Origin of the sequence: Bacillus sp. JJ864 (assembly GCF_036963045.1) — a bacterium.
In the GTDB taxonomy this organism is placed as follows: domain Bacteria; phylum Bacillota; class Bacilli; order Bacillales; family Bacillaceae_G; genus Bacillus_A; species Bacillus_A pseudomycoides_C.
The window spans coordinates 1-25,574 of sequence record NZ_JBALLY010000133.1 but is presented as its reverse complement, the minus strand read 5'-3'; the positions used below and the strand labels follow the sequence as shown (position 1 = coordinate 25,574).

Below are 25,574 nucleotides of genomic sequence, written 5' to 3'. Positions count from 1 at the left end.
TTAGCTTGATAGCGATGTGATGTGACCCCTTCATGGCGATAAGAAACAATCATCATTTATTCAAAGCGTTCGTAATAAAATGATACAAGAACATTCATGTTAACGGGAGGAAGAGGAATGCACTACAACGATCGGGAAAAGAAATGGAACGACTTTTCCAAAACAATGCCGCATTCTCTTTTAGATGTAAAAAATGAACTAAAGAAAAAATGTGAAAACAAACAACTTCCCGTTAAAACACGGAAGTTAACAGAAGAAGAAAGGATGCTCATTCATCAAATCAATGACCAAACAAGGAAACATAACAAAAATAATGTGACGCGAACGCAAGCTTATTATCGTTTTTACCTCCGATACCCAGAAATACAGTGGGCATTGCTTGGACATATGGTATCGCGTAATGGTGGTTGGAATATGACCGATTTAAAAGGGGAGTTATATACAAGACTATTGTCAGAAAAAGATCAACTCACCTTCTTTTCTTTTTTAGAACGAGGTAACTGGTTAATCTTCCAGGATGTATTTCCGCAGTTTTTGCTGTACGAACAAAGTATAAAAAAAGAAAAAAACTTATTCTATCTTTTACCCTTTTTTCATGTATCAACATTTATGGAAACGATCTGGAACTATTTTTGGAGCACAGGTGACTGCTATACATTAGCCATTGCCACCGTTATTAATGAACAAAGCTATTTAGAAAAAAGGGTTATTCAAAATGAATATTTTAAAAAGACGGTATTGAATAGTATTGCATTCAAACTATACGATTTTTTCCGCTTTAATCATATTCTTTTTCCACTCTATAAAGATGAAACTAAACAAAAAACACTGCTATTCGGTGATACGATCAAACATTTCATCTCCCTCCATGAACGAATTCTACTCGGGAAACGATTATACTCATTATTATTTCGCCGCGAAAACATCTTACAAAGAGTAATAAACTGGGCTCATGATCATCCACATACTGGTTCGCGAAAAGACTACTGGCCGCATTTGTTTTATGATGTAAACGAATCATTCTCCCGTGCATTTTATGAGCGACGAATAAAAAACTGTCAATTAAGAAAAGGTGCGAATCGCTTATATAGCCCGCGATTCATATACGCATGGAAAGACCTTAATCATGAAGAAGCAGAAAGTGAAGACTGGTTTGAAGACTGGCGCATTATGGATTATTTAATTGATAAGGGAGAAAGTACAGATGGAAAGATTTATAACGAATATTGCAAAACGCTTGAAAAAATTGAACTTGCCATTCTGGTCAAAAAAAATGTCTTGCTCCGAGAAGAAGCAGATGAGGAATGACTATAAAGCTATTGTAGCCACGATCATTTTTTCTAGTTTAATCGGAACATATTTAGACTTATTATTCGTCAGTAAACACATGTATGCCTTTCCAGCGAGACCCTTCCCGCATATATTTACAATCAATATCGCCTTTACCTTATTCATATTACCTACTTTCACTGCTCTTTTTGTGTGGATGATGAAAATGTTACCTACATATTCAAAAATCATATTTATCATTTTGATTGGACTTTGTATGGGTATTTCCGAACAATTTGCAGAACAGCTAGGATGGTTCGTTCATAGTGAAGCATGGCATCATTCTTATTCCTTTTTTGGATATATGATTTTCCTTTTCCTTATATGGAAGTTTTATCGTTGGTTTCAATGAGATATGTATGACTATTGTCTGTTTGAAAAAGGTGAATAGAAATAATTTATTTAGATAAGGAATATTAAAAGGAGGAACGATAAGGAGGCGATTGTATAGCTAATCATATAGGAAATCTATATAACTATCATGTATGGGCAAATCAACAGGTTTTTAATCATCTTAAAACACTTTATCCTGAGAAATATCAAGAAGAAATAAAAAGTGTGTTTAACGATAATTTGAAGCGTTATGGAAGAAATAAGATATGATGTAAAACCTGTTGTTTTCATACAATTCATTATATTATGAATAAGGGCGCCGGAAAATAAAAAAGGGGTGTCAAGATGCAGGGGATTATTAATTATGAGGTATTTTTAGTCACGGGAATACTTTTAAACTTAATACCGGGTGCAGATACAATGTATATAGTAGGAAGAAGTATTTCACAAGGTAGAAAAGCTGGTGTTTATTCTGTCTTTGGTATTATTACTGGTTCTCTTGTTCATACATTATTAGTTGCTTTCGGCTTATCGATCATACTTACAAAATCTATAATCCTATTTAATACGATTAAAATTATAGGTGTGATCTATTTAGTCTATTTAGGAATTAGAATGATGATTGATAAAACGAATGTAAATTTTCAAGCTAATGCTTCTAACAAACTGAACCTTAGAAAAATATATGTACAAGGACTGTTGACAAGTATTACAAATCCAAAAGTTGCTTTATTTTTCATTGCATTTCTCCCGCAATTTATAGATCCAAAAGCTTCTAATCCTATATCGTTTATTATTTTAGGACTTACGTTTACGATAACTGGATTATCGTGGTGTCTATTTATCGCTTATTTTTCTTCTTATGTTACAAAAAAACTAAGAGGAAATGAAAAAGTAGGAATGGTGCTAAATAAAATAACAGGGATGATTTTTATCGGTATGGGATTGAAGCTGCTTCAAACAAAAGCTCCTCAATAAGCCCGAATTTTAAAGAAATGCCCCCTTGTAGGAGACAGGAAAAGCCTCTTTAATTGAATCTTAAAGAGGCTTTTCTTTTGAAGATATTGTATCTAAAACATCTATTTTACTTCTTTCTTAAGTATAATAAGTCACACATCTTATACATAATCATCGGGTTTTATAACTCAACTCGCTCTACAAGATTTTGAATTTGTTCTTTTGGAGCATTCATACATACGCCTCCGTGATAACAAATAACTGATTTGATATCAAAACTTAAATATTTCTCTAAAGAACCCAGAGCTGCATTCATGTCTAACGTTGTTTGCTGAACAGGTCCTTGTAAAGAACCGTCTACACATATCATAGCATCGCCAGCAACAAGAGTTTTGCTTTTCTTTACATAAAGGCTAACATGCCCCGGAGTATGTCCGGGTGTATGAATCACTTGAATTCCTCCGCAATACGGAAGTTCTTGTCCATCTTCTAAAACTTGATTTACTTTACATTTAGGAGGGTTCGTATACAACAATTGCATTTCTTTAGGTAGAGATGCCCACGCTTCTTTATCCATGCGTTCAGGGTCTGTTTTTATAAGGGGAAATATTCCCTCGATATATGGTTTATCGAGTTTGTGTGCATACACATCAATTTGATTAGCGGATGCTTGTATTATTTCTGGAAGGCTTCCGATATGGTCTATATCTTGATGTGATACAATGACTGCTTTTAATCTTTCAAAAGGAACTCCTAGATCATTCATCGCAGTACATATTTGTTCCAACTGACCGGGCATACCGGTATCAATTAAAACAGCCTCTTCATCATCCCAGATAAGGGTAGGATGTAAGATGAAACCTTGTATTTTTAATGCAAGTGTGGCAACTCCATTTGAAATCTTCATTGATTAAGCCTCCCTAATAAATATGTTTATAGTAGTTAACTACTATATAGGTTAATTTATCACGCCTTACGACTTTTATCAATGAATAAAATAATAATTATAACACAAATAAAAATTTTTGTCAAGTTTTTGTTTGTTTTTATTATTAAGTTTAAACAAAGAGGATTTCAAAACTATATGTAGAATATGAAAAAGATATTTTCGCACAAGGAGATGTTCACATGGAGCTTATATCAAATGTAAAAGGGATTGTTTTAGACTTAGATGGTACGCTACTAAATTCACAAAAAGAAATATCTAATAGAAACATACAAGCTACCCTCGAATGTTATAGACAAGGAATAAATGTTATTTTCGCGACTGCAAGACCCCCGCGTTCAGTAAAAGACTTTCTTCCTCAAGAACTTCAAGAAATGGGAACGATTGTATATTACAACGGCGCTTTAATCATCGATCATACATCAGAGTACAGACAACATTATCCAATTGAATCAGCTATCACAAATGAAATTATTGAATATGTAATTGCCCATCATTCAGATGCTTGTCTTTCTATCGAATCTGAAGATATATGGTATAGCAACAAGACGTTAGATTATAGTAAAGCTATGAATGCAACTGTAAATCCAATTGTCGTTTCGTTAGATGATCTGAAAGAAATTAAGGCTTCAAAATTATTAATCACACAATATCCGTATTACGAGAAATTACAAATGCAATTTGAACATAAAGTAAACACTGTATGCACCGATTCAGGAACTTTAATTCAAATTATGGCTAAAGGTGTTTCTAAAAAATTAGCAATAATGGACCTTTGCGTTGAAAGCCAAATACCTATGAGCAGTATAATGGCATTTGGTGATGATTGGAACGATTTAGATCTCTTTCAAGCATGTGGTTTTCCGGTTGCTATGGAAAATGCAATCAGTGAATTAAAAGAAATTGCGTATTTCGTTACAAAATCTAATGATGAAGATGGTGTCGCGGAAGTGTTAGAGAAGCTAATTCGTATGGTTAGTATTGGTTAAAAATGTAGTTGAAGAAGGGAATTAGCAAATGTGGAAAAGAGAATTGAACAAATAATAGAGTTTTTACGGATAATAGATAAGTTCAAAACGATTGAAAGAAAAACAAAAGTTTCTAAAAATAATCGTCATGAAAATGATGCAGAACATACATGGCATATGTGTATGTTTGCTCTCTTATTACATAAAGAAATAGAAGAGGAGCTTAATTTAGAACGAGTTTTAAAACTAATATTAGTACACGATCTTGGTGAAATATATGCCGGTGATACATATGCACATGATTCTTCTGCTAGAATAAATAAGAAACAACGAGAAGAGGAAGCAATCCAAAAGTTGTTAAATGAGTTGCCAAATGATTTAGAACTTGAATTCCACGAACTTTGGAATGAATATGAAGCAAATGAAACGAAGGAAGCGCGTTTTGTTCAGGCGATAGATAAAATGCAGGCATTTACACAAAATGTACATACAAATGGTGAGGTATGGCAGGAGAATCAGATACCACCTGAAAAAATCATTAAGTACAATGAGAATTGGACAAAACAAAATAAAACATTTGAAGATATATTTCATTATCTTTGGGAAGATGCTGAAAATAAAAAAATATTTTTTACAAAAAAATAGATTGAGCCTCCAAAATAAAACTATTTGGGAAATACGTATTTTAAATCTTAGGGCATTTTTAAGCATCTGATTCTATGTACAACAAGTGTTAAAAGGGTGATACATAACTAATATGTATCACCCTTTAATTTAGTCTTGATGAGATTACGTCGTATTTTGACGCTATTAAAAACGCTTTAAAACAAGAAACTCCCACCATTTCCACGGCAGTACATTCTTTAATAGAATCATTAACTTTACCCCTTTTCCAATTGGATAACGTAAAGTTGGATGTTGCGATTGTGCAATACTTACTATTTTCTCGGCAACATCTTGCGGATCTCCAAAACTCTCACTCCCGTTATGAATATGTTGTTCAATTTTCTTCATGTATTCCTTGTAAGGGGACTCAGATTCAGAGGTAGATTCCGCAAGTTTTTGTCCAATTTCCCAAATATTTGTGTTATATGATCCTGGTTCAATTAATGAAATATCGATTCCAAATGGTTTTACTTCTAGACGAAGAGATTCACTCCAGCCTTCAAGGGCATATTTAGATGCAACGTAAGGAGAGAGGCCGGGGAACCCCATTTTTCCACTGATACTACTAACATTAATGATTTTTCCGTGTTTTTGTTTCCTCATCACCGGAAGAACCGCTTGCGTTACTGCGATGGCTCCAAATACGTTTGTCTCAAATTGGTTACGATATCCTTCAAGTGGAATTTCCTCTACAAAACCACCACTTGCATAGCCTGCATTGTTAATAAGAATATCTACCCGTCCAAGATTGTTGATAAAAGATATAAAATTCTCAATAGATTTTTGGGAAGTTACATCAAGCTGATGGACTTTTATATTACGCTCTATATGTAACAACGCTGCCTCTTCAAGTAATTTTGTTCGTTTTTCAACATTTCGCATCGTAGCGATGACAAGATATCCCTTTTTCGCAAACTCTAATGATGTAAGAAGCCCAAATCCGCTTGATGAACCTGTAATAATCGCGATTTTTTCTGTCATTTGTTTCTCACTTTCTATTGAAATTCAGTTTGATATCATCATATCGAAAGGGAGAAGGGGAATTCAATAGATTATTTACATAGACATATTTATATTCCCACATAAAAAAGTAGATTTTTAGGGGATTTTCTTTTTATATGTCAGAATATGCGCTTACCAGGGAAATAATACTAATATGTTTTATTACCTAAAATACTCTAAAGAATAAAGATAAACTATATATCATGAATACAACCCGCCCATATACATTTCCGTTAATGTATGTACAATGTCTTCGAGAGAAAATTCTCGTTCATTTCGTACAATTTCCCATAAAAACATTTCATTTGCAAAGAACCAACTTCTTGCTACTAAAAAACAATTCAAATCTTTTCGTGCTAAACCGCTGTTTTGTGAATATGTAATGTCTTGAACAATTCTTTCAATAAATCGTTCTCGAATAGCATCCCATCTGTTCCGCACTTCTTTAGAAGTACCGATTGCTTCTTCAACAACTTGTAGTAGTTGTCTTTCTATTTCTGCCATTTGTAAAAATGCATGAACTTGTTTTTGAATCATACTATGGGCTTCATGCCTTGTTACGGGTTGAAAAACACGTTCTGCAATTGTATAAAATTGGTTCATCACATCGTCCATTAAGACAATAAGTAAATCATCTTTATTTTTAAAGTATACGTAAGCTGTTCCATATCCTGTTTCTGCTTTTTTTATAATTTGGGAAATTGTTGTTTTTTGAAAGCCTTGTTCTATAAACACTTCACGCCCAGCCAATAATAATTTCTTTTTTGTTTCTAGCGAACGGCGTTGTCTTGCCGAAAAAGCATTTTGAGCCATATGTACCACACCTTTATACTGAAATATCAGAAAAATTAACTTCATTGTAGAGGAAACGGCAGTACACTGTCAACTGGCGTTATGTCATTGACGCTATGTCAGTTTTGATGGTATATTTTTATTAATTAGAATTAAAAGAAAATTCAAGAGAAGGTGATAGAATGTACACAAAACCATTTGAGCCATCTAATGAGTATGCACGTCAATGTGATCGTAATGATGAGCTTGCATCGTTTCAACATGAATTTTATAAAAAAGAAGGAACCATTTATTTAGATGGAAATTCACTTGGGCTTTTATCAAAACGAGCTGAGAAGTCTTTATTAACATTACTAGATTCATGGAAACAATTCGGTATTGATGGCTGGACAGAAGGACAGCATCCTTGGTATTTTTTATCTGAGCAATTAGGAGAATTAAGTGCTCCTCTGATTGGCGCCACGCCAGAAGAAGTAATTGTAACCGGTTCCACGACAACGAATTTACATCAAGTTGTTGCTACGTTTTACGAACCAAAAGAAGGAAAAACAAAAATCCTTGCCGATGAGTTAACATTTCCATCTGATATTTATGCTTTGCAAAGCCAAATTCGTTTAAAAGGATTGGATCCTGCTGAGCATCTCGTTCAAGTGAAAAGCAGGGATGGAAGAACGTTAAATGAAGAGGACATTATTGCCGCAATGACAGAAGATATTGCACTCATTGTACTTCCAGCTGTGTTATATCGGAGCGGACAAATTTTAAATATGAAACTTCTTACAGAAGAAGCACATAAACGAGGGATTCATATCGGCTTCGATCTTTGCCATTCAATCGGTTCTATTCCGCATCATTTTCAAGAATGGGACGTCGATTTTGCAGTTTGGTGTAATTATAAATATTTAAATGCCGGGCCAGGCGGTGTTGGCGGCTTGTATGTAAATAAAAAACATTTCAATCGTCTACCAGGATTAGCGGGTTGGTTTGGCTCTCGAAAGGATAAACAGTTTGATATGGAGCACGAACTTACACCAGCTGAGCATGCCGGTGCCTATCAAATTGGAACACCGCACGTATTAAGTGTTGCACCGCTTATCGGTTCATTAGAAATTTTTAAAGAAGCCGGTATAGAGCGCTTACGGCAAAAATCCTTGCATATTACACGTTATATGATAAACCTTATACAACATGAATTAGCAGATATGGGCTTTACACTTGGTAATCCGTTAGAGGATGAAATACGAGGCGGACATATTTATTTAGAACATAAAGAAGCGGCGCGGATTTGCAGGGCATTAAAGGCAAATGGAATTGTTCCTGATTTTCGCGCTCCAAATGGCATTCGTTTAGCTCCTGTCGCTTTATACAACACGTATGAAGAAGTATGGAACGCTGTCCAAATTTTGAAAAAGATTATGGTAGAAGAGGAGTATAAACAATTTGAAAATAGACGAGAGGTTGTGGCATAAAGATGAAAGAAAACAAGTGGATTGATATTTCTCAACCTCTAAACAATGATATTGCCACTTGGCCTGGTGATACACCTTTTTCTTATGAAGTTTCATGGACAAAAGAGCAAAGCGGATCGGTTAATGTTGGTAAAATTTCGATGAGTATTCACACCGGCACACATATTGATGCTCCGTTTCACTTCGATAATGATGGTAAAAAAGTAAGTGATCTTGATATTAACATCTACATCGGTCCTGCTCGAATTATAGATGTAACAGGTCACGAAAGCATTGGTGCAAAAGAACTTGAAAATTATGATTTAGAAGGGGTAAGTAGATTATTATTACGTACCTCATCAAAAACAAATCCGCATATATTTCCTGAAACGATTCCGTATTTACGTACAGATTTTGCACCTTACCTTCATGAAAAGGGAGTACGTTTAATTGGTGTTGATGTTCCGTCTGTGGACCCACTTGATGATAAAGAGCTAGCAGCACATCATGAGTTATTTAAATACGGTATTCATATTTTAGAAAATGTTGTTTTAGAAAGTGTACAAGACGGAGACTACGAACTGATTGCCCTGCCGCTTTCGTTAACAGATGCAGACGGTAGTCCAGTGCGTGCTGTATTAAAACCATTATAAAAATAAATATATACTGCATAGAGAGGATGTACACATATGACTGAGAATGAAAAAGTGATTATGGAAAAAGGAATTCATACAGATTTTCGTAACAACATGACATACGGAGAATACTTACAACTAGACAGTTTACTTTCGAGTCAAAAGCGACTGTCTAATCATCACGATGAAATGTTGTTCATTGTAATTCATCAAGCAAGTGAACTTTGGATGAAATTAATTTTGCATGAGTTAGAAGCAGCTATTGAGTCCATTCAAAATGGAGATCTTGCACCTGCTTTTAAGATGCTTGCGCGCGTTTCAAAAATTCAATCGCAAATTATTCAGTCGTGGGATATTCTGGCGACGCTTACACCTGCAGAATATATTGAATTCCGCGATTCACTCGGTCAATCATCTGGATTTCAATCATACCAATATCGGATGATTGAATTTGCGCTTGGTTATAAAACACCACATATTCTTAAGATCTATGAAAAGGATGAAGAATTATATACTCGTCTACATAAGGCGCTTCACACACCGAGTTTATATGACGTTGCAATTCAAACACTAGCAAAAGAGGGCTTTCCAATTAACAAAAGCATTCTTCAAAGAGATATTACTCAACCGTATGAGGCGGATGCGACAGTAGAAGCAGCTTGGTTAGAAGTGTACTCAAATGTGCAGAAATACTGGGATTTATATCAATTAGCTGAGAAGCTAATCGATATTGAAGATTGGCTGCAGCAGTGGCGCTTCCGTCATATGAAAACAGTAGAACGTATTATTGGTCATAAAATGGGCACTGGCGGTTCTTCGGGCGTTTCGTATTTAAAACGTGTGCTTGATCAATCGTTTTTCCCAGAGCTTTGGACTATTCGGACAAAATTATAAACGATTAAACAATAAGCATATTTTAAAATTGAAATTATGCATTATATTATTGTTATACGAAATAAAGTAGGTGAAAAAATTATGTGTAATAAACAAAATGTCTTTAAAAAAGCACTCATAACATTTTCTGCAATAGGGGTATCTTTTGGAATTCTTTCATCAAATGTTGAAGCGGCTCCCAATCCGGCTGCTTATTTAGCAACGCTTCAGTTTGATGGAACGGATTGGATGGATACAGGGGAAAAAAATTTCCCTCACGCATTCCGTTTCCAGTCTTATGATAACGATATTGAACATAATAAAGAAAATGAAATTCGTTTCAAATTGGAAATGCTGTAACAGGAATTGGATCAACAAGGTTAACAAATCGTGGTCCCAATCAGCAACAACCAGCTGTCTATTTTCATATTGCGAAAAAAGGAGAATGTGAAATATATGAATATTGGCTTTATTATGCTGATAATGATTGGATTAACAACCATGAACACGATTGGGAAAAGTATTTTGTTTACTTAAAAAATGGTGTTCCAACACATCTGCTTATATCAAGTCACAATGGTTATAAAATAAAGCCATGTTCAGAAGTTCCAAAAGATGATGGGCATCCCTTAATTGGTGTTGACGGAGGAGCTCATGCGATGAAATGGGATAAAGAAGATGGCGTGCAAATTCGTTATAATGGAGATATCACAAAAAATAATGGGCGTCTTGATGAAGGGGATCAAACAAATCAACCATGGACTCTCTATAGCAATGATCCAATTGATGGTGTGACAAAATATTTAGCTGCGCCCGATACATTTTATTATGGTGATCCAGCTTATCTTATAAATTCAGACGAAAATAGCGATCCTCGGCAAGCACCTTGGAAACGTGAAGAATGGGATAATCCGCCGCTTCCTTAAACATACTGCCCATATGAATACAGTAAGAGTAGAGGGGGTATCGTCTGCATTTTGGAAAGAAACCACGTTAAGAGTTTTTTAGTTAATTTCGCCATGTTTTCATTGTGTTGCAAAAGCAACCGATTTTAATAGTTTCTTCTTGTTGTAATGCAACACAAATGATGTTGGGATTTATTGAAATACTCTTATCTTTGTTAAGATTACTTATTTTCAGGTCGAAATTTGCTTAGCGTATTTTTTTCTATTTGCGGTCTGTACCCCTAATATAGTTACAAAAAACTTATTATTCAGAAAATTTTTTATCAAATTAGATTACCATCTTATTACATTGTTTTTCTGATAATATTAATATAAAAAAGAAGAAGTGGGGGATATTATGAATATCAAGCTTATAGGAAACGAGAAGCTTACAAATTTATTAAATACCTGGTATCAAGAAATTCGTGCTCAACGTAGCCAGAAAGCACAACAATTAAAACTAGAAATCGACGAAATGATAAGGAATCTTAAAGAAGATACAAATTTATTATTTTATTACTCCCTTCTCGATTTTCGCTTCAAAGTATTAGTTGATAGTATGAGTATTACTCCAACAAGCTTTGATCAAGTTGACTCATTATATAACCAAACAGATAACTTCCTATCTTATTATTATCATTTCTTTAAAGCTATTCACGCAACAATTCTAACAAATAATAATGAAGCTAGAGATCATTATGAAAAAGCTGAAGCTTTACTAAAACATGTACTAGATGAACTTGAGAAGGCTGAATTTAATTATCGCATCGCTAATTTTTATCTTCATACTTATCAACCATTAGAAGCAATTAAACATGTAATGAAAGCTAGAGAAATCTTTTCTAAACATGTTGGTTATGAAAATAATACGGCAGCTTGTGATAATATTTTTGGTGCAGCGTGCGTTGATATAAAACAGTTCTCACAAGCAGAAGAAAGTTTTAATTCAGCAATAAATATTTTACGCAAACAAAATGAAGATACATTGGTTTTAAGAGTACGTAGTAATTTAGGATTTTTATATGCCAGTCAAAATTTATCTACATTGGCTATCCGTCATTTATCCGAAGTTACTCATAAGATTCCTAATCATTTTAAAGCTATTTTTCTCGAAGCAAGAGAACACTTTAAGCTAGGAGAATTAAACATTGCTGAAGAATTAATTGAAAGAGGATTAATTATTTGTAGACAAATAGAAAATGAAGAGTATCAATATCATTTTTCAATTTTAGAACGAATGAATAAAGGTGTAACGGCTGAAATTCTTGAGGAAACCATTCTTAAAGCGATTCCGTATTTTGATAAAGAAAAGTTATTCAACTACACTCAAGAATATACTGAAAAATTAGCAATTAAGTTTTATGATGAAGATAATCATTTTAAGGCAAGTGAATATTTTTATCTTAGTCATCAAGCTAAAGAAAAAACTTTTGAAAAAGGAGCGTTAAAATAATGAAAAGACTTACAGGAATTATAATGGGGCTATCTCTTTCAGCAATTTTGTCTCTTGGATTAACACTTCCTTCACAATCAGAACAAGCAACTCAAATTGTTCAATACAGTCACGCTGATACTTGGTAAAATCTAAATCCACAAAAAACAGCAATATCAATGATTGAACTGCACCTCCAATTGTTAGACACAGTATAACAATTGGGAGTGCAGTTTTTTTGAGCTGAATTTGTGATTTTCAAAGATCCTTGTAAAATTAAATGCCTTAAAATGCACCTAAGGGTATCGTGTTTTTTGAATCTATATACAAAATACAGTTTTATTCAGGGTACAACCAACGAAATTAAACTTTCTAATAACCATGACAGTATTATAAGATATCCTATTTTCAAACGTATCCCAGCTTCGTTTGTTTTAATTCTTAAGTTGCTGGGCATGTGGCGGTAGCCTAGAAAAAATCTACTCTTTTTTGTTTCTCATTATAAATTTCGTTATAATAAGTCAAATTAGTGCTAAGTAATCATGGAGGAGTTTAAATTGAACTTACCAGAATTAGAACATACATTGAAAAAGAAGAAAGTAAATGCTTTTCTCGTATATCAAAAAGGAGAAATCGTTATTGAATATTATAAAACAGAGAATTATGCACAAAATGTTTATAAAATTAATTCGATAACGAAAAGTATTATCTCTATTCTAATTGGTATTGCACTTGAAAAAGGGTATATCCATAGTATTCATACACCTATTGTAGAGTGGATTCCTAATATACCAAAAGAAAAACAGCTATTAACAATGTATCATTTATTAACGATGACAACGGGAGAAGACTGGAAAGAGTTTGGTGACGGTGTTATTTTCCCAAATGATTTTGTAGAATCAAAAAACTGGATTGACTATATTCTTAATAAACCAATCATTGAACAGCCAGGGACAAAAATGAATTATAATTCTGGTTCTTCACATGTATTAAGTTATATTTTGCAATTGGCGACAGGGATGTCAACTGCGACGTTTGCTGAGAAATATTTATTTGAACCGTTACATATTACGAACTATGAGTGGCAACAAGATCCACAGGGCATTTTTGTTGGCGGATTTGGTATGAAAATGAGACCCAAAGATATGCTGAAAATCGGTCAATTCTGTCTGCAAAACGGCTATTGGAATGGAAAGCAACTCGTGTCTTCGAACTGGATCGAACAATCGCATCAAAAACGATTCACGACGTATGAACATATTGGGGCATACGGATATCATTGGTGGGTCCTAGATAGAGACACATGCAACGTACCATACCATACATATTTTGCGATGGGATACGGCGGGCAATATATTTTAATTGTACCTCAATTAGAACTCACCGCAGTTATTACAAGTCAAATGCCTAAACGAGGTTTAGTACCGCTCAAACTGTTCGTGAAATATTTACAAGAAGTGTACTAAAAAAGAGAGGTTTTGTTTCGTAAATTCACCAAACCTCTCACTAAATTTGTACTACATACGATTTTAAAGCCATGATTTACAAACTTCCGCAATGGACTTGAGTTGCTTCGTCTTGAAAAAAGCTTCTTCTTTTGGCACTGCGTGTTGTTTTTATCTTGGAGTTTCTTTGAAAGAAATGTTGATAAATTTTTCCGTTTTTGTTTCAAACTCTACATCAACAAATACTCCAAATTCTTTTCCGCTCTTGTCACGCAACCATAACTTAAATTTTTCAACTGATACATTTCCTGTTTTCGGTCTTCTTCCAATATGAAGGTAATCGATAATATCAGCTTGCGGGTATTTTTCTTTTGTCATTTGCACCGCGATCTTTCCCCATTTCGCATATGGAGGCTGTGCATGGACAGCGGAGAAAGGTTTATAAATAAATAATATAATTGCGGCAAGGCCGATACATATAATTAAACGAGTATATAACCGTATCATATTAAAGCTCCTTTATAGCATTTTTTATCCCGCATTAACGTGCAGTAATACTCCCATCTCAAAATTCAGCAAAAGCAAAGAAGTTAGNNAAAAGCCCGATTGGTTCAACTAATAATCAGTGCGGGATGAAAAAAACCCACTGATTAAAGTTTCACTTTATAGTGTTTACATTTAGGCATATTCATATGAATGTGCCTTTTTTTGTCTTCATTACATAAAACCGCATTATTTACAAAAAATAACCTTGAAATCATCGTCATATCCAAGGAGGTTGAACTATGCAGCGTAAAGCTTTCTTCAAAGTGCCGCTTCTGCTCATTACAGCGGCGATTACTTTGTTGGTAAGTAGTGTTCATGAGAAGGAGGTAGGAGCTTTTTCAAATCAAATTATCCAAAAAGGAGCTTCTGGGGAAGATGTAATCGAGCTACAATCAAGACTGAAATACATTGGATTTTACACTGGCAAAGTAGATGGTGTCTTTGGGTGGGGTACATATTGGGCACTTCGAAATTTCCAGCAAAAATTCGGGTTAAAGGTTGACGGACTTGCTGGTGCAACGACAAAACAAAAACTCGTTAAAGCTACAAAATATGAAAAACAACCAAGTAACACAGCGAACAACCAAAATAATAAACCGGCACAAAATAAGGGCACCAATGTTCCGAATGGATATTCGCAAAATGACATTAAAATCTTAGCAAACGCTGTATACGGAGAATCGCGCGGTGAACCTTATATCGGACAAGTTGCCGTTGCAGCTGTTATTTTAAATCGTGTTAGCAGTTCATCTTTTCCAAACACAGTCGCAGGCGTTATTTATGAGCCGCGCGCCTTTACTGCTGTTGCAGACGGCCAGATCAATTTAACACCAAATGAAACTGCAAAAAAAGCCGTACTTGATGCAATTAACGGATGGGATCCATCTGGAGGAGCACTTTATTACTTTAATCCGGATACAGCAACAAGTAAATGGATTTGGAGTCGCCAGCAAATTAAGAAAATTGGAAGACACATTTTTTGTCACTAGTTAGGAGGTGGATGAGATATGTTTAGAGGTTTGCTTATTGTTTTATTAACAATCGGAGTTGTAGGAACAGGATATTGGGGCTATAAAGAGCACCAAGAAAAAAATGCGGTATTAATACACGCTGAAAATAGCTACCAGCGAGCTTTCCATGATTTAGCCTATCAAGTCGATTTATTACATGACAAAATCGGAACAACATTAGCAATGAATTCACGCACATCATTATCACCTGCATTAGCCGATGTGTGGCGCATCACATCTCAAGCCCATTCTGATATTGGCCAATTACCACTTACGTTACTCCCGTTTAATAAAACAGAAGAATTTCTATCAAATATCGGAGAATTTAGTTACCGTACAGCTATACGTGATTTAGATAAAGAACCATTGAATGACCAAGAATATAATACACTCCAGCAACTATATAATAATGCTGCAAATATTCAAGATGAGCTGCGTAAAGTACAGCATCTTGCCCTAAAAAACAATTTACGTTGGATGGATGTTGAACTAGCGCTTGCTTCTAATAAAAATCCAGCCGATAACACGATTATAGACGGATTTAAAACAGTAGAAAAAAACAGTAACTCTTATTCACAAAGCCCGTTTGGACCAACGTTTACAAGTTTGCAAACAGAAAAAAAGGGTGAAACGCACATATCTGGTCCAAAAATTTCAAAAGAACAAGCAATAAATATCGCGAAATCTTTCCTTAGCTTAAAGGGATCTGAAACGATTTCTGCTGAAAATAGCGGCAAAGGAGCAAAAGAAAAATTTTATAGCATTACAGTAAAAGATCCTAAGACAAATAGTGAAACGAATATGGACATTACGGAACAAGGCGGCTATCCAATTTGGGTCATGAACAACCGTGAAGTAAAAGAACAAAAGATGAGTTTAAATGAAGCAGGAGAAAAGGGACTTTCCTTTTTAAAACAAAATAAATTCAAAAATATGGAGTTATATGAAAGTTCACAATACGACTCTATCGGTGTTTATACATTCGTAACGAATCGAGACAACGTACGTATATATCCAGAATCCATTCAAATGAAAATTGCGCTTGATGACGGCTCGATTGTTGGCTTCTCTGCCAGAGACTATTTAGCTTCTCGTAAAGATATAAAAATCCCAAAACCAACATTATCGGTTTCGGATGCACGAAAGAAAATCAATCCTAATTTAAAAGTTATGGAAGAGCGTGAAGCAATCGTTGTAAATGACTTGCATAAAGAGGTACTATGTTATGAATTTTTAGGAACACTTGGGAAAGACACCTATCAAATCTTTATTAATGCCAATAGTGGTACCGAAGAAAAAGTGAAAAAACTACAAAGTGTAGAACAAATTTTTGATTAACGAATAGGAGTGACACCTTTGAGGAAAACCTTTTACTTTTGTATCTGTTTGCTTCTATTAGCAAGTTGCAGTACAAAAAAGAATGATAACGCAGCGAATCCAAAACCAACTTCAAATACAAAAGAATATACATCAAAAAACGTAACGTATAAAGAAAATACAAGTAAATCAAAAGAAACAAAAGCTGATCATCTTGCAAGCATTGCTTCAAATATACCAGGTGTAAGAGATGCAACGGCTGTTGTTCTTGGTAAGTATTCCATTGTTGGTATCGATGTCGGTGCTAAGTTAGATCGTACAAGAGTAGAAACAATTAAATACTCCGTTGCAGAGAGCTTAAAACATGATCCACAAGGTTCTAACGCAGTTGTAGTGGCCGATTTAGATACGTACGAGCGTTTAAAACAAATTGGAAAACGTATTAAAGAAGGAAAAGCTGGTGAAGGAATTCTTGATGAACTTGCGGCAATCGTAGGACGTGCGATGCCACAGGTGCCTAATGATTTATTAGAAAACAAAAAGACAAATCCAGTTAAAGAAAATGATCAACAATTACCAAAAGACGAACAAAATGAATTAAAACAAGAACAAGTTGACCAATCTAATCAACAGTTAAAACGATAAAATACTCCCCGTGTTACATTACACGGGGAGTATTTTATCGTTATTGAGACTGAAAATTTCATTTATTCTCAAAAATATTGTATGATTTTGTATGGAAAGAAACATACGTTTTTAGAACTGGGGGATATATGTAATGAAAATGAATCAATCTATTCAACTTGTTCCATATACAGAGGAATATAAAGAAGCTTTACAAACTTATACATTACCAGAAGAACAAGTGCAATTTACTGCTCATCCAATGGAACTTTTAGACAAAGTAAAGCAGGATTCAACCCGAAATCCTATTGTTATTTTAGCGGAGGACAAGCCAGTAGGTATTTTTTCATTGCAATCAGGAAGTCGCGTACAAGAATATACAAACAAAGAAAACTCTTTGTTACTCACTTCATTTTCAATCAATTACACTGAACAAGGAAACGGATATGCAAAACGAGCATTGCAACTGCTACCAAATTATGTAGGTTTACATTTTCTAAATATAGAAGAAATTGTATTGGAGGTCAATGAAAGAAATATTCCTGCGCAAAAATTATATTTAACAGTTGGATTTGAAGATCGAGGACATCGTAGAATAGGACCGATTGGACCGCAACTTGTTTTATATTTGCCTTTAAAAAAATAAACATTAATAAGTTAGCGGAGGAAAATATGCGAATCAAATTAATACTTGCTGGATATGGCACCGTTGGAAAAGAATTTGTAAAACTCATTCATGAAAAAGCAACATTTATTTATAAAGAGTTCGGTATAGAATTACTTCTTGTTGGGATTATTGGACGTGATGTAAAGTTATATCATTCAGAGGGGCTTTGCGCTGATACTTTACTAACACTAGGTGATGGATCAGTAGCTTTACATCGATACATGGAACTACATCCAGTTCATTACGAAAACATGCAGGGGCATGTTTTTATCGAGTCTACTCCAACTAATCTTCAAAATGGAGAGCCTGGAAAGGAATATATTTTAGAAGCTATAAAAAAAGGAATGGATATTGTCGCTATTTCGAAAGGGGCACTTGTGACATCATGGGAAGAGATAAACGAGGCTGCAAAATTCGCAAATGTACGCATTCGCTATAGCGGTGCAACAGCTGCAGCGCTTCCTACACTAGATATTGGTCAATTTAGCCTAGCGGGATGCAAAATTGAGCGCATTGAAGGCGTTTTAAACGGGACAACAAATTATATATTAACGAAAATGCATGAGGATAATACAACGTTTGAAGAAGCATTACAGCATGCCCAGCAAAAAGGAATCGCTGAAACGAATTCTTTATTAGATGTGAGTGGAATGGATAGTGCTTGTAAATTATTGTTGCTATCAAACAGTTTACTCCACACAGAATATACACTTGCAGATGTGAGTATGAAAGGAATAGAAAACGTATCAAAACAAGATATACAGAAAGTAAAGGCAGAAAGAAAACAAATCAAACTACTAGCAAGAACATATACAGACGATAACGGTAAAGTGCGGCTTGAAGTACAACCTTATGCAGTAGATCAGAACCACTCTCTAGCAAGTATTACAGGAACAGAAAAAGGAATTACCTTTTACACTGACACAATGGGAGCAGTTTCTTCTATTGGCGGAGCTTCCAATCCAAGAGGAGCGGCAGCCGCAGCTTTAAAAGATGTAATCAATTTGTACCGAAAAGATATGATATAGCCTTACATATGACTATGTAAAAAATCCCGCTTATTGAAAAGGAACGGGATTTTTCATTTCCTAGTATAAATGTAATAATCTATTGTCAATTATCATTATGTTTTTTATTTACTTTTTAGTATGAATAGGAGTAAGATGTTTTGTGTGCATATGCTTATTGACGTGTACATATACAAACAAGAAAAATACCATTATGCTATAGAAGTTAGAAAGATGAAAGGGTTTGAGAACTGTGAAAAAACTTGATGTACTGTTAATGGTGCTCAGCGTCCTGTTCCCAGTTACAGGTTTAATGAAACAAGTGCCGCTACAATTATCATTATATATAGGTGGTTTATTGTTTTTAACTAGTTTTGGGAGCTATCATGCAAAACGAATGCATTCACGAATATTTAGTTGGGTAGCATACGCAGCATTTATCACACTCTTAATGTCAATTTGGAATCAATACATAACAGTTGATTCTTTAATAGCAAACGCAAAAATTGCTGCATGTATTGCTGTCATCCCGTTTTTATTCCGATTCCGTACATATGCCATTACACTAGGACTTCTTGCATTATGGGGCGTAATGCTTTGGGATGTAAAGCAAATTCAATCACTAGCAGTTCTTCAGCGAATGATGAACCTACTTACAACAGAACGATTGTATTTAGTCATTTTAGTGGCAGGCTTCTTACTTGGCGGTTTGCTTGCAAACGCGCTGCACCGTGATAATGGAAAGCAAGAAAAAACAAGCGCATTTCAACAAAAAAAGAAGCGAATGAGACCTACATTTAAAATTCGCATTCCGAGTTTACCGAGATTAAAATTTAAAATGCTAAAGTTCGGTAAAAAATCTTCTAAACAGAGAGACACTCGCACGTATGAACGAAATTATGAAGAAAAAGTACCGACTTACCATACAACGTCAACTGAGCAACATAACGATACTGGAACAGTTCAAGGACAGACGAGAATGGAACGAAGAAGAAATCGTTATAATGCATAAAAAAATTATTGCACAAATAGAAAAACCCGTAATACCTTGCATACAATCTTAGGGTATTGCGGGTTTTTCTATTTGTAATTACATATTAAATCTTTAAAAATCCGAACAAGAAAAAGTGAGCTTTTTTTGTTTAAAAATATCCATTGTTCAATCAAAGGGAATATTTTATAGTTAAATATATAGAAAAAATTAACAATGGGAGGGAGTCATGAAAGATAATTATGTACTCTCCTTTTTGCAACCGCAATATCCAAATTTAGCCGAGATTGCATATAGCATAGAAAAGAACATCTACGAAGATCCACATGAAGCAATTGTGAAAGCTTGCCTATTTCTTGAAGCTGTAGTAAATGAAATTTGGGATCAAGAAAAATTACAAAGCGTATATGAGATAAAGTACGTTCAGCGTATACAAAAATTATTTCGTGAAGGAATTATCGATGAAACACTCCGTGGTTATTTTGATTTAATCCGTTCCATAGGCAATAAGGCTGATCATGATGTCCATTACGGCAGTATGGTGGATTCTATGCAAATCTATCGTATTGTTTTTAAAGTTGCTGTTTGGTTTATGGAGTCATATGGCGATGAAGGATTTCAAGCTCCGGGCTATCGAGCTCCAGAGGTCCCGCAACAGACAGCGGATAATCATAACGATGAATTAACAGAACTATTAAGTAAAACAGTAGAAGTAGCGATTGAAAAATCCATTCAAACAACGATACAAGAAGTATTCGCACATATGATGATGCAACAAGCGATGTTTAATGTCGATCTCAAAAAGCAAGAAGAAACAAAGGTAGTTACTTCAAATAAAGAGAAAACAGAACAAGTACTTAATACAACTTTTGATTTAATTGCATACCTTCAAAAACACAATGTAAATGTAATTGACAAACGTGAAATTGGAGGTACATTGTGGGTTCTTGGCGGTTGGGAGTTAAATGAAATTTTATTTCCATTAAAAGAAAAGAAAATATTCTTCCGCTATAAGGCAAAAGGAAACCGGATAACAAAAGGAAAACCAGCTTGGTTTTTATTTGGTTCATACATTACAAATAGAAAATCAAAAATAACAACAAAACAAGATGTAAAGCAAGAACAGACTGAAACAACGAAGTTTGATCTTATGGCATATTTAAAAAAATACAATGTTGAAATGATAGATAAACGCCATCACGGTGGAGCATTATGGATCATCGGCGGTTGGAAGCTTAACAAAATTTTATTCCCACTAAAAGAACATAGCATTTATTTCCGTTATATGGCGAAAGGAAATCGGGCGACAAAAAATAAACCAGCTTGGTTTTTGATGGGGAAATAATGTAAAAGAGCGTACTTCTTTACCATTAGATGTACGTTTTATTAAGTAAACGATAGTATACCTATTTTGTTTATTATTAAGCAGTAATAAATTCTATTTAATTAGATCTTTAATTTCATTGATTACAAATAGTTTTTTTGCTTACTAGATAATATAAACTACAATATAAACAGAGGAGTGTTCACTTTTGCAAAAAATAAAAATCCCTACTTTAAAAAAAGAATTAAAAGAATATAACCAGACAGAATTAATTACGTTAATTGTTGATTTATTTAAGATGAATAAAGAAGTGCAACAATATATATCCAGCAGATTTTTAGGTGATGAAGTGAACGAAGAGTTACATAAACAATTACGAAAGAAAATTGAAAATGAATTTTTTCCAGAGCGCAGTTTACCAAAATTAAGGCTTGCTGATTTAGAAAAAATAATTCTCAGCTTTCAAAAAACAACAGAAGATCCTATTAGAACAATCGATTTAATGCTGTATTATGTAGAAATGGGTGTAGATTTTACAAGATCGTATGGAGATATAGGTGGAAAATTTTATAATAAAATTTCATTCATGTTTGCAAAATTAGTTGATTTATGTGAAGAAGATGAATCTTACTATACACCTTATGCTGAGAGGTTATCTAACCTTTTAAGTAATAGCATGGAAATCGCTTGGGGATTTCCTGAAGAATTAAGTGAGTTATACTATTGTATCCCTTGGTTAGAAGAGGAAGAGGAATAACGTAAGCCTTCTATATATCCAAGTAAAAAAACGACATAAAAACCTCTTTCTTTTTAGGGAAGGACTAGAGCATCTGGCCATGCATAGAAGCGGTTAGGGCCTTTTCCTGCCACATGCCAGGTTTAAAACAAAAGGAGCAAGCGAGTGCAGGTCATGTTGTATTCTGCATAGCCACGACTTATATGTAAAAAAATTAAAATGGATTTATATACCGATTACTGCTTAATAAAAATACATTGATAGAGGAGAAACAATGCTAAATCACCTACAAAAAGCAATCAATCATTTAACTGAAGGAGAAGCAAGAGAGCTACTCTTCAAGACACTTACACAACTTCATTCACTAGAAACTCATTTTAATAAAGAAACATTAAATGCACTTACAAATACACCGAAAGAACTGATCGAACAGTACATACATAAAACTGATATCACAAAAAGTAAACATGTTCATATCGTTTTTGGCCATTCCGCAGCAGGATCTTTAAAATATGCTTTAAAAACAGCCAATATTCACGATGAACATGTTCTATTGTTTTCCGATGCTTTTTCTGTTGGACCTCTTTTTCATTTAGATGAAGAAGAAGGGCGAGTTGCACGGCAGCAATGGCTACAGGAGAAAATACCATTAGAAGATTACGGTTATGAGGAATATTTGCCAGAAATGAAAGAAGCTATGGGGAAATTACATACAATCCCATCTCATGTTCCGATTACAATTTGGACAGGAAATAATGCCTGTGAACATGTCGGGCTTACTTTTGTTTTATTTTTATTGAGAGCTGCTACTAATGATATATATGTCATAAATACAGCTGATGGTTTCAATAAGTTGTTCCATAAACCAAACTTAGATTACACTGTCCGCCATACTGGAGAAATTGTTCCTGAAAAGTTAATCGCAATACACGAAAGCTACAAAGGGGCATCTCCTCTAGCAAAAGAAGAGCGACAAACACTTGAAAATGAATGGGTAACATTACGTGAAGAGCACACCGTTTTACGTATTTGGGAGAATAATTGTGTTGTTTCTGTTCCGGAAGATTATATCGATGATTTCATCGTACAATGTGCTAGAAGTTTAGAAACTGATGGATTTACAAATCAATTTTATAAATCTGCTCGATTAGTCGGGGAAGTTTTAGGACATTTTGAACAATGTGTAGGAGATGATTTCATTGAATATCGTTTAAAAACATTAATTAAACAAGGTATTTTTCTTATGAAAGGTTCTTTCCATGCCATGAGGTTTTATAGCGTACGATTAGCACAGCCAGAAAAATGATAGCGAATGAAAGGAGGCGTCTATGTGAACATCTCCTTTTTCATTTTCATATAAAAAGTAATATATAATTCCAACTTTCTAAACTTTTATAAAAATAAATGCGTTATAATAATTAAACGCTACGATTACCAAATTTTTCTGAATCTAAAGATTGTAGAAAAATCTTCAAAAAATGAATGGTAATTAAACAATAGATACACACTTTGAGGAGAGTAACAATGATTTATTTACGACAATTAGTTTATTTTGGCTATCAACAAGCTCTTTCCTGCATTTTTCCTGTACTAATCTTTTTGACACTTGCTCTTTCGAAGGTAATCCATATTCCGGGTCTATACCGTTATGATTTCATCTTACTCGTCTGCCTTCTCATTCAATACGGCATGTATAAAAGCGGGCTTGAAACAAAAGACGAGCTTAAAGTGATTACTGTTTTCCACCTTATTGGATTGGCATTAGAAATATACAAAGTACATCAAGGTTCTTGGTCTTATCCGGAAGAGGCGTGGACAAAAGTAATGGGCGTACCGCTTTATAGTGGTTTCATGTATGCAAGTGTTGCGAGTTATATATGTCAGGCATGGCGCAGGTTTCATTTGCAAGTAGAAGGATGGCCAAATGCGATATGGACAATTCCGCTAGGAGCGATGATTTATTTTAATTTTTTCACACATCACTTTATGTATGATTTCCGCTGGGTTCTAACGGCTTTATTATTTGTAGTGTTTTTTCGTACTTTTGTACATTTCTCTTTGCAAGAGGTCACATATAAAATGCCGCTTGTTCTTTCGTTTTTTTTGATTGGTTTTTTTATTTGGATTGCAGAAAATATCGCAACTTTCTTTGGAGCGTGGCAATATCCAAATCAACATGGAACGTGGAAACTCGTTCACATTGGAAAAATTAGTTCATGGTTTTTACTCGTTGTCATTAGCATTATGATTGTGGCACAATTAAAACAACTTAAAATTAAAAAAAGCAAAGATTTCTCTCAAAATAATTCTCTTCATCCTAAATAAAAGAGGGTGATTCGTCTTGAAAAGTAGAAGAATAGTAGTCTTTATTACATGTTTTGTAATAGTTACTTTTGGAATCGGAATTGCAGCATATAATAAAATAAGTCATGAAAATAATTTAGATTGTAGAGCAAGTGCCGTTCAAATCAAAGCTGTTTTGGTAGATCATAAGGGACAGCCGTTATTTGATGTACAAGTGTATGAAGGTTCAATCTCTAATAAAGAACGTGCTGTCACAAATTCACAAGGGGAATTTCAATTTTACTCCAGTGTTTGCGGTAAGATTACTTTACTATTTGTTACTCCCGATGGAAACACATACACAAAAACATTTGAAAGAGAAGATGTGCCTAACATAATAAAGTTAGAGTAGTAAGTCATATATATGCATTTTAATTTCTCTACATATAAGTCTCTGCTATGTAGAATACTACATGATTTGCACTTACTTTCTCATTTTGTTTTAAACATTGCATGAGGTAGGAAAAGGCCCTGACCGCTTCTATGCGAAGTATACGTGGTCAATGGATTTACCATCTAGTTGCAAAGTACCGAAAAAAAGTGAAGCAAACAAAAAGTAACTTTAAAATCAACCTTTATTGTATATTTAGGAGTTACTTGACGTTTATTTTCTAAAAGTTAATAATAAATAGAAATAGGTGGATTTATACGAATTTAGGGGAGATAAATAAATGACGATAAAAAAAACTTTGTTATTCTTGTTTATGATGGTAATTGGTTTAACAGGATGCTCTATGATTGAAGAAGGTAAGAATTCAATTGACTATGCTCAAAAGGCAATAGACTATGTTAATGAAGTGAGTGCGTTTGCAAATGAAGCGCCGGGATTAGTAGAAAAAGCAATCAACGATAGTGCTGCCCGCAAAGAATTAGAAACTAGACTCAGAGAAATCCAAAAGGATATTTCAGCTTTTAATGATTTGACACCTCCTGATGTAGCAAAGGATATTCATCAGCAACTTGTTGGATATAATGAAAAGTTAAATGGATTAATTGATACAACTATGAAGAAGGTAGAAGAAGGGAAAATGGATGTAGAACAATTCAAGAACTCGGAGCTTATGCAGACAGTTCAACAAATTCAAGATTTAAAAAATAAGATTCAAAATTTAGGTAAGTAAATATAGCCTGAAAAAAAGTCCGTTATGTATAACGGACTTTTTTTATTTCAATATAAAAGAAGAGGTTTAGTTATAATTTTCTCAATTTTTATAAAATTCAATACGTTATAATGATCAT

General features: G+C 34.2%; 29 protein-coding genes and 1 pseudogene. 26 read left to right on the top strand and 4 right to left on the bottom strand.

The window, feature by feature from the left end; genetic code table 11:
- The first annotated feature begins 117 nt into the window (after nucleotides 1-117).
- From V7024_RS18945 to V7024_RS18930, 4 genes and pseudogenes are all read left to right on the top strand, one after another.
- On the top strand, nucleotides 118-1,308 hold the full coding sequence (locus tag V7024_RS18945) for a DUF2515 domain-containing protein (RefSeq protein ID WP_335522704.1): 1,191 nt from the start codon (nucleotides 118-120) through the stop codon (nucleotides 1,306-1,308).
- Nucleotides 1,274-1,681: a CBO0543 family protein gene (locus V7024_RS18940; protein ID WP_335522702.1), complete on the top strand. Its 408-nt coding sequence runs from the start codon at nucleotides 1,274-1,276 to the stop codon at nucleotides 1,679-1,681. The genes V7024_RS18945 and V7024_RS18940 overlap by 35 nt, the downstream gene beginning before the upstream one ends.
- A 95-nt stretch (nucleotides 1,682-1,776) precedes the next feature.
- Nucleotides 1,777-1,896, top strand: a pseudogene (locus tag V7024_RS18935) (DinB family protein); the annotation flags it as partial.
- 111 nt (nucleotides 1,897-2,007) lie between these two features.
- The gene (locus V7024_RS18930) at nucleotides 2,008-2,640 is read left to right on the top strand and encodes a LysE family translocator (protein ID WP_335522700.1); all 633 of its coding nucleotides are present in this window, start codon (nucleotides 2,008-2,010) and stop codon (nucleotides 2,638-2,640) included.
- A gap of 160 nt (nucleotides 2,641-2,800) precedes the next feature.
- Here the strand turns inward: V7024_RS18930 and V7024_RS18925 are convergent, their stop codons facing one another.
- On the bottom strand, nucleotides 2,801-3,526 hold the full coding sequence (locus V7024_RS18925) for an MBL fold metallo-hydrolase (RefSeq protein ID WP_335522698.1): 726 nt from the start codon (nucleotides 3,524-3,526) through the stop codon (nucleotides 2,801-2,803).
- Nucleotides 3,527-3,747: 221 nt separating this feature from the next.
- On the opposite strand from V7024_RS18925, the gene V7024_RS18920 reads away from it, so the two are divergent.
- Entirely contained in the window at nucleotides 3,748-4,554 is an 807-nt protein-coding gene (locus tag V7024_RS18920; RefSeq protein ID WP_335522696.1) for an HAD family hydrolase, read from the top strand.
- 30 nt (nucleotides 4,555-4,584) lie between these two features.
- Nucleotides 4,585-5,178 (top strand): HD domain-containing protein, encoded by a 594-nt coding sequence (locus tag V7024_RS18915; protein WP_335522694.1) that lies wholly within the window; start codon nucleotides 4,585-4,587, stop codon nucleotides 5,176-5,178.
- A gap of 165 nt (nucleotides 5,179-5,343) precedes the next feature.
- Here the strand turns inward: V7024_RS18915 and V7024_RS18910 are convergent, their stop codons facing one another.
- Together V7024_RS18910 and V7024_RS18905 are read right to left on the bottom strand one after the other, a co-directional pair.
- Entirely contained in the window at nucleotides 5,344-6,180 is an 837-nt protein-coding gene (locus V7024_RS18910) for an oxidoreductase (protein ID WP_335522692.1), read from the bottom strand.
- A 222-nt stretch (nucleotides 6,181-6,402) separates the two neighbouring features.
- Nucleotides 6,403-7,014: a TetR/AcrR family transcriptional regulator gene (locus V7024_RS18905; RefSeq protein WP_335522690.1), complete on the bottom strand. Its 612-nt coding sequence runs from the start codon at nucleotides 7,012-7,014 to the stop codon at nucleotides 6,403-6,405.
- Between the two features lie 161 nt (nucleotides 7,015-7,175).
- On the opposite strand from V7024_RS18905, the gene kynU reads away from it, so the two are divergent.
- From kynU to V7024_RS18865, 8 genes are all read left to right on the top strand, one after another.
- Entirely contained in the window at nucleotides 7,176-8,462 is a 1,287-nt protein-coding gene (gene kynU, locus V7024_RS18900; protein ID WP_335522688.1) for a kynureninase, read from the top strand.
- A gap of 2 nt (nucleotides 8,463-8,464) precedes the next feature.
- The gene (gene kynB / locus V7024_RS18895) at nucleotides 8,465-9,094 is read left to right on the top strand and encodes an arylformamidase (RefSeq protein ID WP_335522686.1); all 630 of its coding nucleotides are present in this window, start codon (nucleotides 8,465-8,467) and stop codon (nucleotides 9,092-9,094) included.
- A 36-nt stretch (nucleotides 9,095-9,130) separates the two neighbouring features.
- On the top strand, nucleotides 9,131-9,970 hold the full coding sequence (gene kynA / locus V7024_RS18890; RefSeq protein ID WP_335522684.1) for a tryptophan 2,3-dioxygenase: 840 nt from the start codon (nucleotides 9,131-9,133) through the stop codon (nucleotides 9,968-9,970).
- 81 nt (nucleotides 9,971-10,051) lie between these two features.
- Nucleotides 10,052-10,309 (top strand): hypothetical protein, encoded by a 258-nt coding sequence (locus V7024_RS18885; RefSeq protein WP_335522682.1) that lies wholly within the window; start codon nucleotides 10,052-10,054, stop codon nucleotides 10,307-10,309.
- Complete coding sequence (locus V7024_RS18880) at nucleotides 10,294-10,875, top strand: NPP1 family protein (protein WP_335522708.1); 582 nt, start codon at nucleotides 10,294-10,296, stop codon at nucleotides 10,873-10,875. Before V7024_RS18885 ends, V7024_RS18880 begins: the two co-directional genes overlap by 16 nt.
- A gap of 376 nt (nucleotides 10,876-11,251) precedes the next feature.
- The gene (locus V7024_RS18875) at nucleotides 11,252-12,346 is read left to right on the top strand and encodes a hypothetical protein (protein WP_335522680.1); all 1,095 of its coding nucleotides are present in this window, start codon (nucleotides 11,252-11,254) and stop codon (nucleotides 12,344-12,346) included.
- Entirely contained in the window at nucleotides 12,346-12,474 is a 129-nt protein-coding gene (locus V7024_RS18870) for a Phr family secreted Rap phosphatase inhibitor (RefSeq protein WP_335522678.1), read from the top strand. The genes V7024_RS18875 and V7024_RS18870 overlap by 1 nt, the downstream gene beginning before the upstream one ends.
- A gap of 393 nt (nucleotides 12,475-12,867) precedes the next feature.
- Complete coding sequence (locus V7024_RS18865; RefSeq protein WP_438824485.1) at nucleotides 12,868-13,791, top strand: serine hydrolase domain-containing protein; 924 nt, start codon at nucleotides 12,868-12,870, stop codon at nucleotides 13,789-13,791.
- Between the two features lie 150 nt (nucleotides 13,792-13,941).
- Here the strand turns inward: V7024_RS18865 and V7024_RS18860 are convergent, their stop codons facing one another.
- Nucleotides 13,942-14,277, bottom strand: a complete 336-nt coding sequence (locus V7024_RS18860; protein ID WP_335522673.1) for a YqzG/YhdC family protein — start codon at nucleotides 14,275-14,277, stop codon at nucleotides 13,942-13,944.
- 278 nt (nucleotides 14,278-14,555) lie between these two features.
- Between V7024_RS18860 and sleB the strand changes: the two genes are divergently transcribed.
- The 12 genes from sleB (at nucleotide 14,556) to V7024_RS18800 (ending at nucleotide 25,456) form a co-directional block, all read left to right on the top strand.
- Nucleotides 14,556-15,305: a spore cortex-lytic enzyme gene (gene sleB / locus V7024_RS18855; protein WP_098917751.1), complete on the top strand. Its 750-nt coding sequence runs from the start codon at nucleotides 14,556-14,558 to the stop codon at nucleotides 15,303-15,305.
- Between the two features lie 18 nt (nucleotides 15,306-15,323).
- Nucleotides 15,324-16,664: a germination protein YpeB gene (gene ypeB / locus V7024_RS18850; protein WP_335522669.1), complete on the top strand. Its 1,341-nt coding sequence runs from the start codon at nucleotides 15,324-15,326 to the stop codon at nucleotides 16,662-16,664.
- Nucleotides 16,665-16,682: 18 nt separating this feature from the next.
- Nucleotides 16,683-17,288, top strand: coding sequence for a YhcN/YlaJ family sporulation lipoprotein (locus tag V7024_RS18845; RefSeq protein WP_335522667.1), 606 nt, complete (start codon nucleotides 16,683-16,685; stop codon nucleotides 17,286-17,288).
- Nucleotides 17,289-17,421: 133 nt separating this feature from the next.
- Nucleotides 17,422-17,913 carry a GNAT family N-acetyltransferase gene (locus tag V7024_RS18840; protein ID WP_438824484.1) on the top strand — a complete coding sequence of 164 codons (492 nt, stop codon included), beginning with the start codon at nucleotides 17,422-17,424 and terminating at the stop codon, nucleotides 17,911-17,913.
- Nucleotides 17,914-17,939: 26 nt separating this feature from the next.
- A complete protein-coding gene (locus tag V7024_RS18835; protein WP_335522665.1) occupies nucleotides 17,940-18,962 on the top strand; it encodes a homoserine dehydrogenase in 1,023 nt (340 codons plus the stop codon).
- A 232-nt stretch (nucleotides 18,963-19,194) separates the two neighbouring features.
- Nucleotides 19,195-19,953 carry a DUF3959 family protein gene (locus V7024_RS18830; protein ID WP_335522663.1) on the top strand — a complete coding sequence of 253 codons (759 nt, stop codon included), beginning with the start codon at nucleotides 19,195-19,197 and terminating at the stop codon, nucleotides 19,951-19,953.
- A 208-nt stretch (nucleotides 19,954-20,161) separates the two neighbouring features.
- Nucleotides 20,162-21,277, top strand: coding sequence for a hypothetical protein (locus tag V7024_RS18825; RefSeq protein ID WP_335522662.1), 1,116 nt, complete (start codon nucleotides 20,162-20,164; stop codon nucleotides 21,275-21,277).
- Between the two features lie 187 nt (nucleotides 21,278-21,464).
- Nucleotides 21,465-22,013 (top strand): DUF6155 family protein, encoded by a 549-nt coding sequence (locus tag V7024_RS18820; RefSeq protein WP_335522660.1) that lies wholly within the window; start codon nucleotides 21,465-21,467, stop codon nucleotides 22,011-22,013.
- A 253-nt stretch (nucleotides 22,014-22,266) separates the two neighbouring features.
- Nucleotides 22,267-23,298, top strand: a complete 1,032-nt coding sequence (locus V7024_RS18815) for a DUF1835 domain-containing protein (RefSeq protein WP_335522658.1) — start codon at nucleotides 22,267-22,269, stop codon at nucleotides 23,296-23,298.
- 218 nt (nucleotides 23,299-23,516) lie between these two features.
- Nucleotides 23,517-24,317: a DUF817 domain-containing protein gene (locus V7024_RS18810; RefSeq protein WP_335522656.1), complete on the top strand. Its 801-nt coding sequence runs from the start codon at nucleotides 23,517-23,519 to the stop codon at nucleotides 24,315-24,317.
- A gap of 16 nt (nucleotides 24,318-24,333) precedes the next feature.
- The gene (locus tag V7024_RS18805; RefSeq protein ID WP_335522654.1) at nucleotides 24,334-24,687 is read left to right on the top strand and encodes a hypothetical protein; all 354 of its coding nucleotides are present in this window, start codon (nucleotides 24,334-24,336) and stop codon (nucleotides 24,685-24,687) included.
- A 319-nt stretch (nucleotides 24,688-25,006) separates the two neighbouring features.
- Nucleotides 25,007-25,456 carry a DUF6376 family protein gene (locus tag V7024_RS18800; protein WP_335522652.1) on the top strand — a complete coding sequence of 150 codons (450 nt, stop codon included), beginning with the start codon at nucleotides 25,007-25,009 and terminating at the stop codon, nucleotides 25,454-25,456.
- Nucleotides 25,457-25,574: the final 118 nt, after the last annotated feature.

Excerpts from the sequence above, each read along its gene's own strand:
- V7024_RS18870 (WP_335522678.1), top strand. The coding sequence starts at position 12,346 with ATGAAAAGACTTACAGGAATTATAATGGGGCTATCTCTTTCAGCAATT.
- V7024_RS18865 (WP_438824485.1), top strand. The coding sequence starts at position 12,868 with ATGGAGGAGTTTAAATTGAACTTACCAGAATTAGAACATACATTGAAA.
- kynA (WP_335522684.1), top strand. The coding sequence starts at position 9,131 with ATGACTGAGAATGAAAAAGTGATTATGGAAAAAGGAATTCATACAGAT.
- ypeB (WP_335522669.1), top strand. The coding sequence starts at position 15,324 with ATGTTTAGAGGTTTGCTTATTGTTTTATTAACAATCGGAGTTGTAGGA.
- V7024_RS18815 (WP_335522658.1), top strand. The coding sequence starts at position 22,267 with ATGCTAAATCACCTACAAAAAGCAATCAATCATTTAACTGAAGGAGAA.
- V7024_RS18860 (WP_335522673.1), bottom strand. The coding sequence starts at position 14,277 with ATGATACGGTTATATACTCGTTTAATTATATGTATCGGCCTTGCCGCA.
- V7024_RS18885 (WP_335522682.1), top strand. The coding sequence starts at position 10,052 with ATGTGTAATAAACAAAATGTCTTTAAAAAAGCACTCATAACATTTTCT.
- V7024_RS18945 (WP_335522704.1), top strand. The coding sequence starts at position 118 with ATGCACTACAACGATCGGGAAAAGAAATGGAACGACTTTTCCAAAACA.
- V7024_RS18875 (WP_335522680.1), top strand. The coding sequence starts at position 11,252 with ATGAATATCAAGCTTATAGGAAACGAGAAGCTTACAAATTTATTAAAT.
- V7024_RS18840 (WP_438824484.1), top strand. The coding sequence starts at position 17,422 with ATGAAAATGAATCAATCTATTCAACTTGTTCCATATACAGAGGAATAT.
- V7024_RS18930 (WP_335522700.1), top strand. The coding sequence starts at position 2,008 with ATGCAGGGGATTATTAATTATGAGGTATTTTTAGTCACGGGAATACTT.
- V7024_RS18940 (WP_335522702.1), top strand. The coding sequence starts at position 1,274 with ATGTCTTGCTCCGAGAAGAAGCAGATGAGGAATGACTATAAAGCTATT.
- V7024_RS18925 (WP_335522698.1), bottom strand. The coding sequence starts at position 3,526 with ATGAAGATTTCAAATGGAGTTGCCACACTTGCATTAAAAATACAAGGT.
- V7024_RS18810 (WP_335522656.1), top strand. The coding sequence starts at position 23,517 with ATGATTTATTTACGACAATTAGTTTATTTTGGCTATCAACAAGCTCTT.
- V7024_RS18825 (WP_335522662.1), top strand. The coding sequence starts at position 20,162 with ATGAAAGATAATTATGTACTCTCCTTTTTGCAACCGCAATATCCAAAT.
- V7024_RS18835 (WP_335522665.1), top strand. The coding sequence starts at position 17,940 with ATGCGAATCAAATTAATACTTGCTGGATATGGCACCGTTGGAAAAGAA.
- sleB (WP_098917751.1), top strand. The coding sequence starts at position 14,556 with ATGCAGCGTAAAGCTTTCTTCAAAGTGCCGCTTCTGCTCATTACAGCG.
- V7024_RS18905 (WP_335522690.1), bottom strand. The coding sequence starts at position 7,014 with ATGGCTCAAAATGCTTTTTCGGCAAGACAACGCCGTTCGCTAGAAACA.
- V7024_RS18800 (WP_335522652.1), top strand. The coding sequence starts at position 25,007 with ATGACGATAAAAAAAACTTTGTTATTCTTGTTTATGATGGTAATTGGT.
- kynU (WP_335522688.1), top strand. The coding sequence starts at position 7,176 with ATGTACACAAAACCATTTGAGCCATCTAATGAGTATGCACGTCAATGT.
- kynB (WP_335522686.1), top strand. The coding sequence starts at position 8,465 with ATGAAAGAAAACAAGTGGATTGATATTTCTCAACCTCTAAACAATGAT.
- V7024_RS18920 (WP_335522696.1), top strand. The coding sequence starts at position 3,748 with ATGGAGCTTATATCAAATGTAAAAGGGATTGTTTTAGACTTAGATGGT.
- V7024_RS18910 (WP_335522692.1), bottom strand. The coding sequence starts at position 6,180 with ATGACAGAAAAAATCGCGATTATTACAGGTTCATCAAGCGGATTTGGG.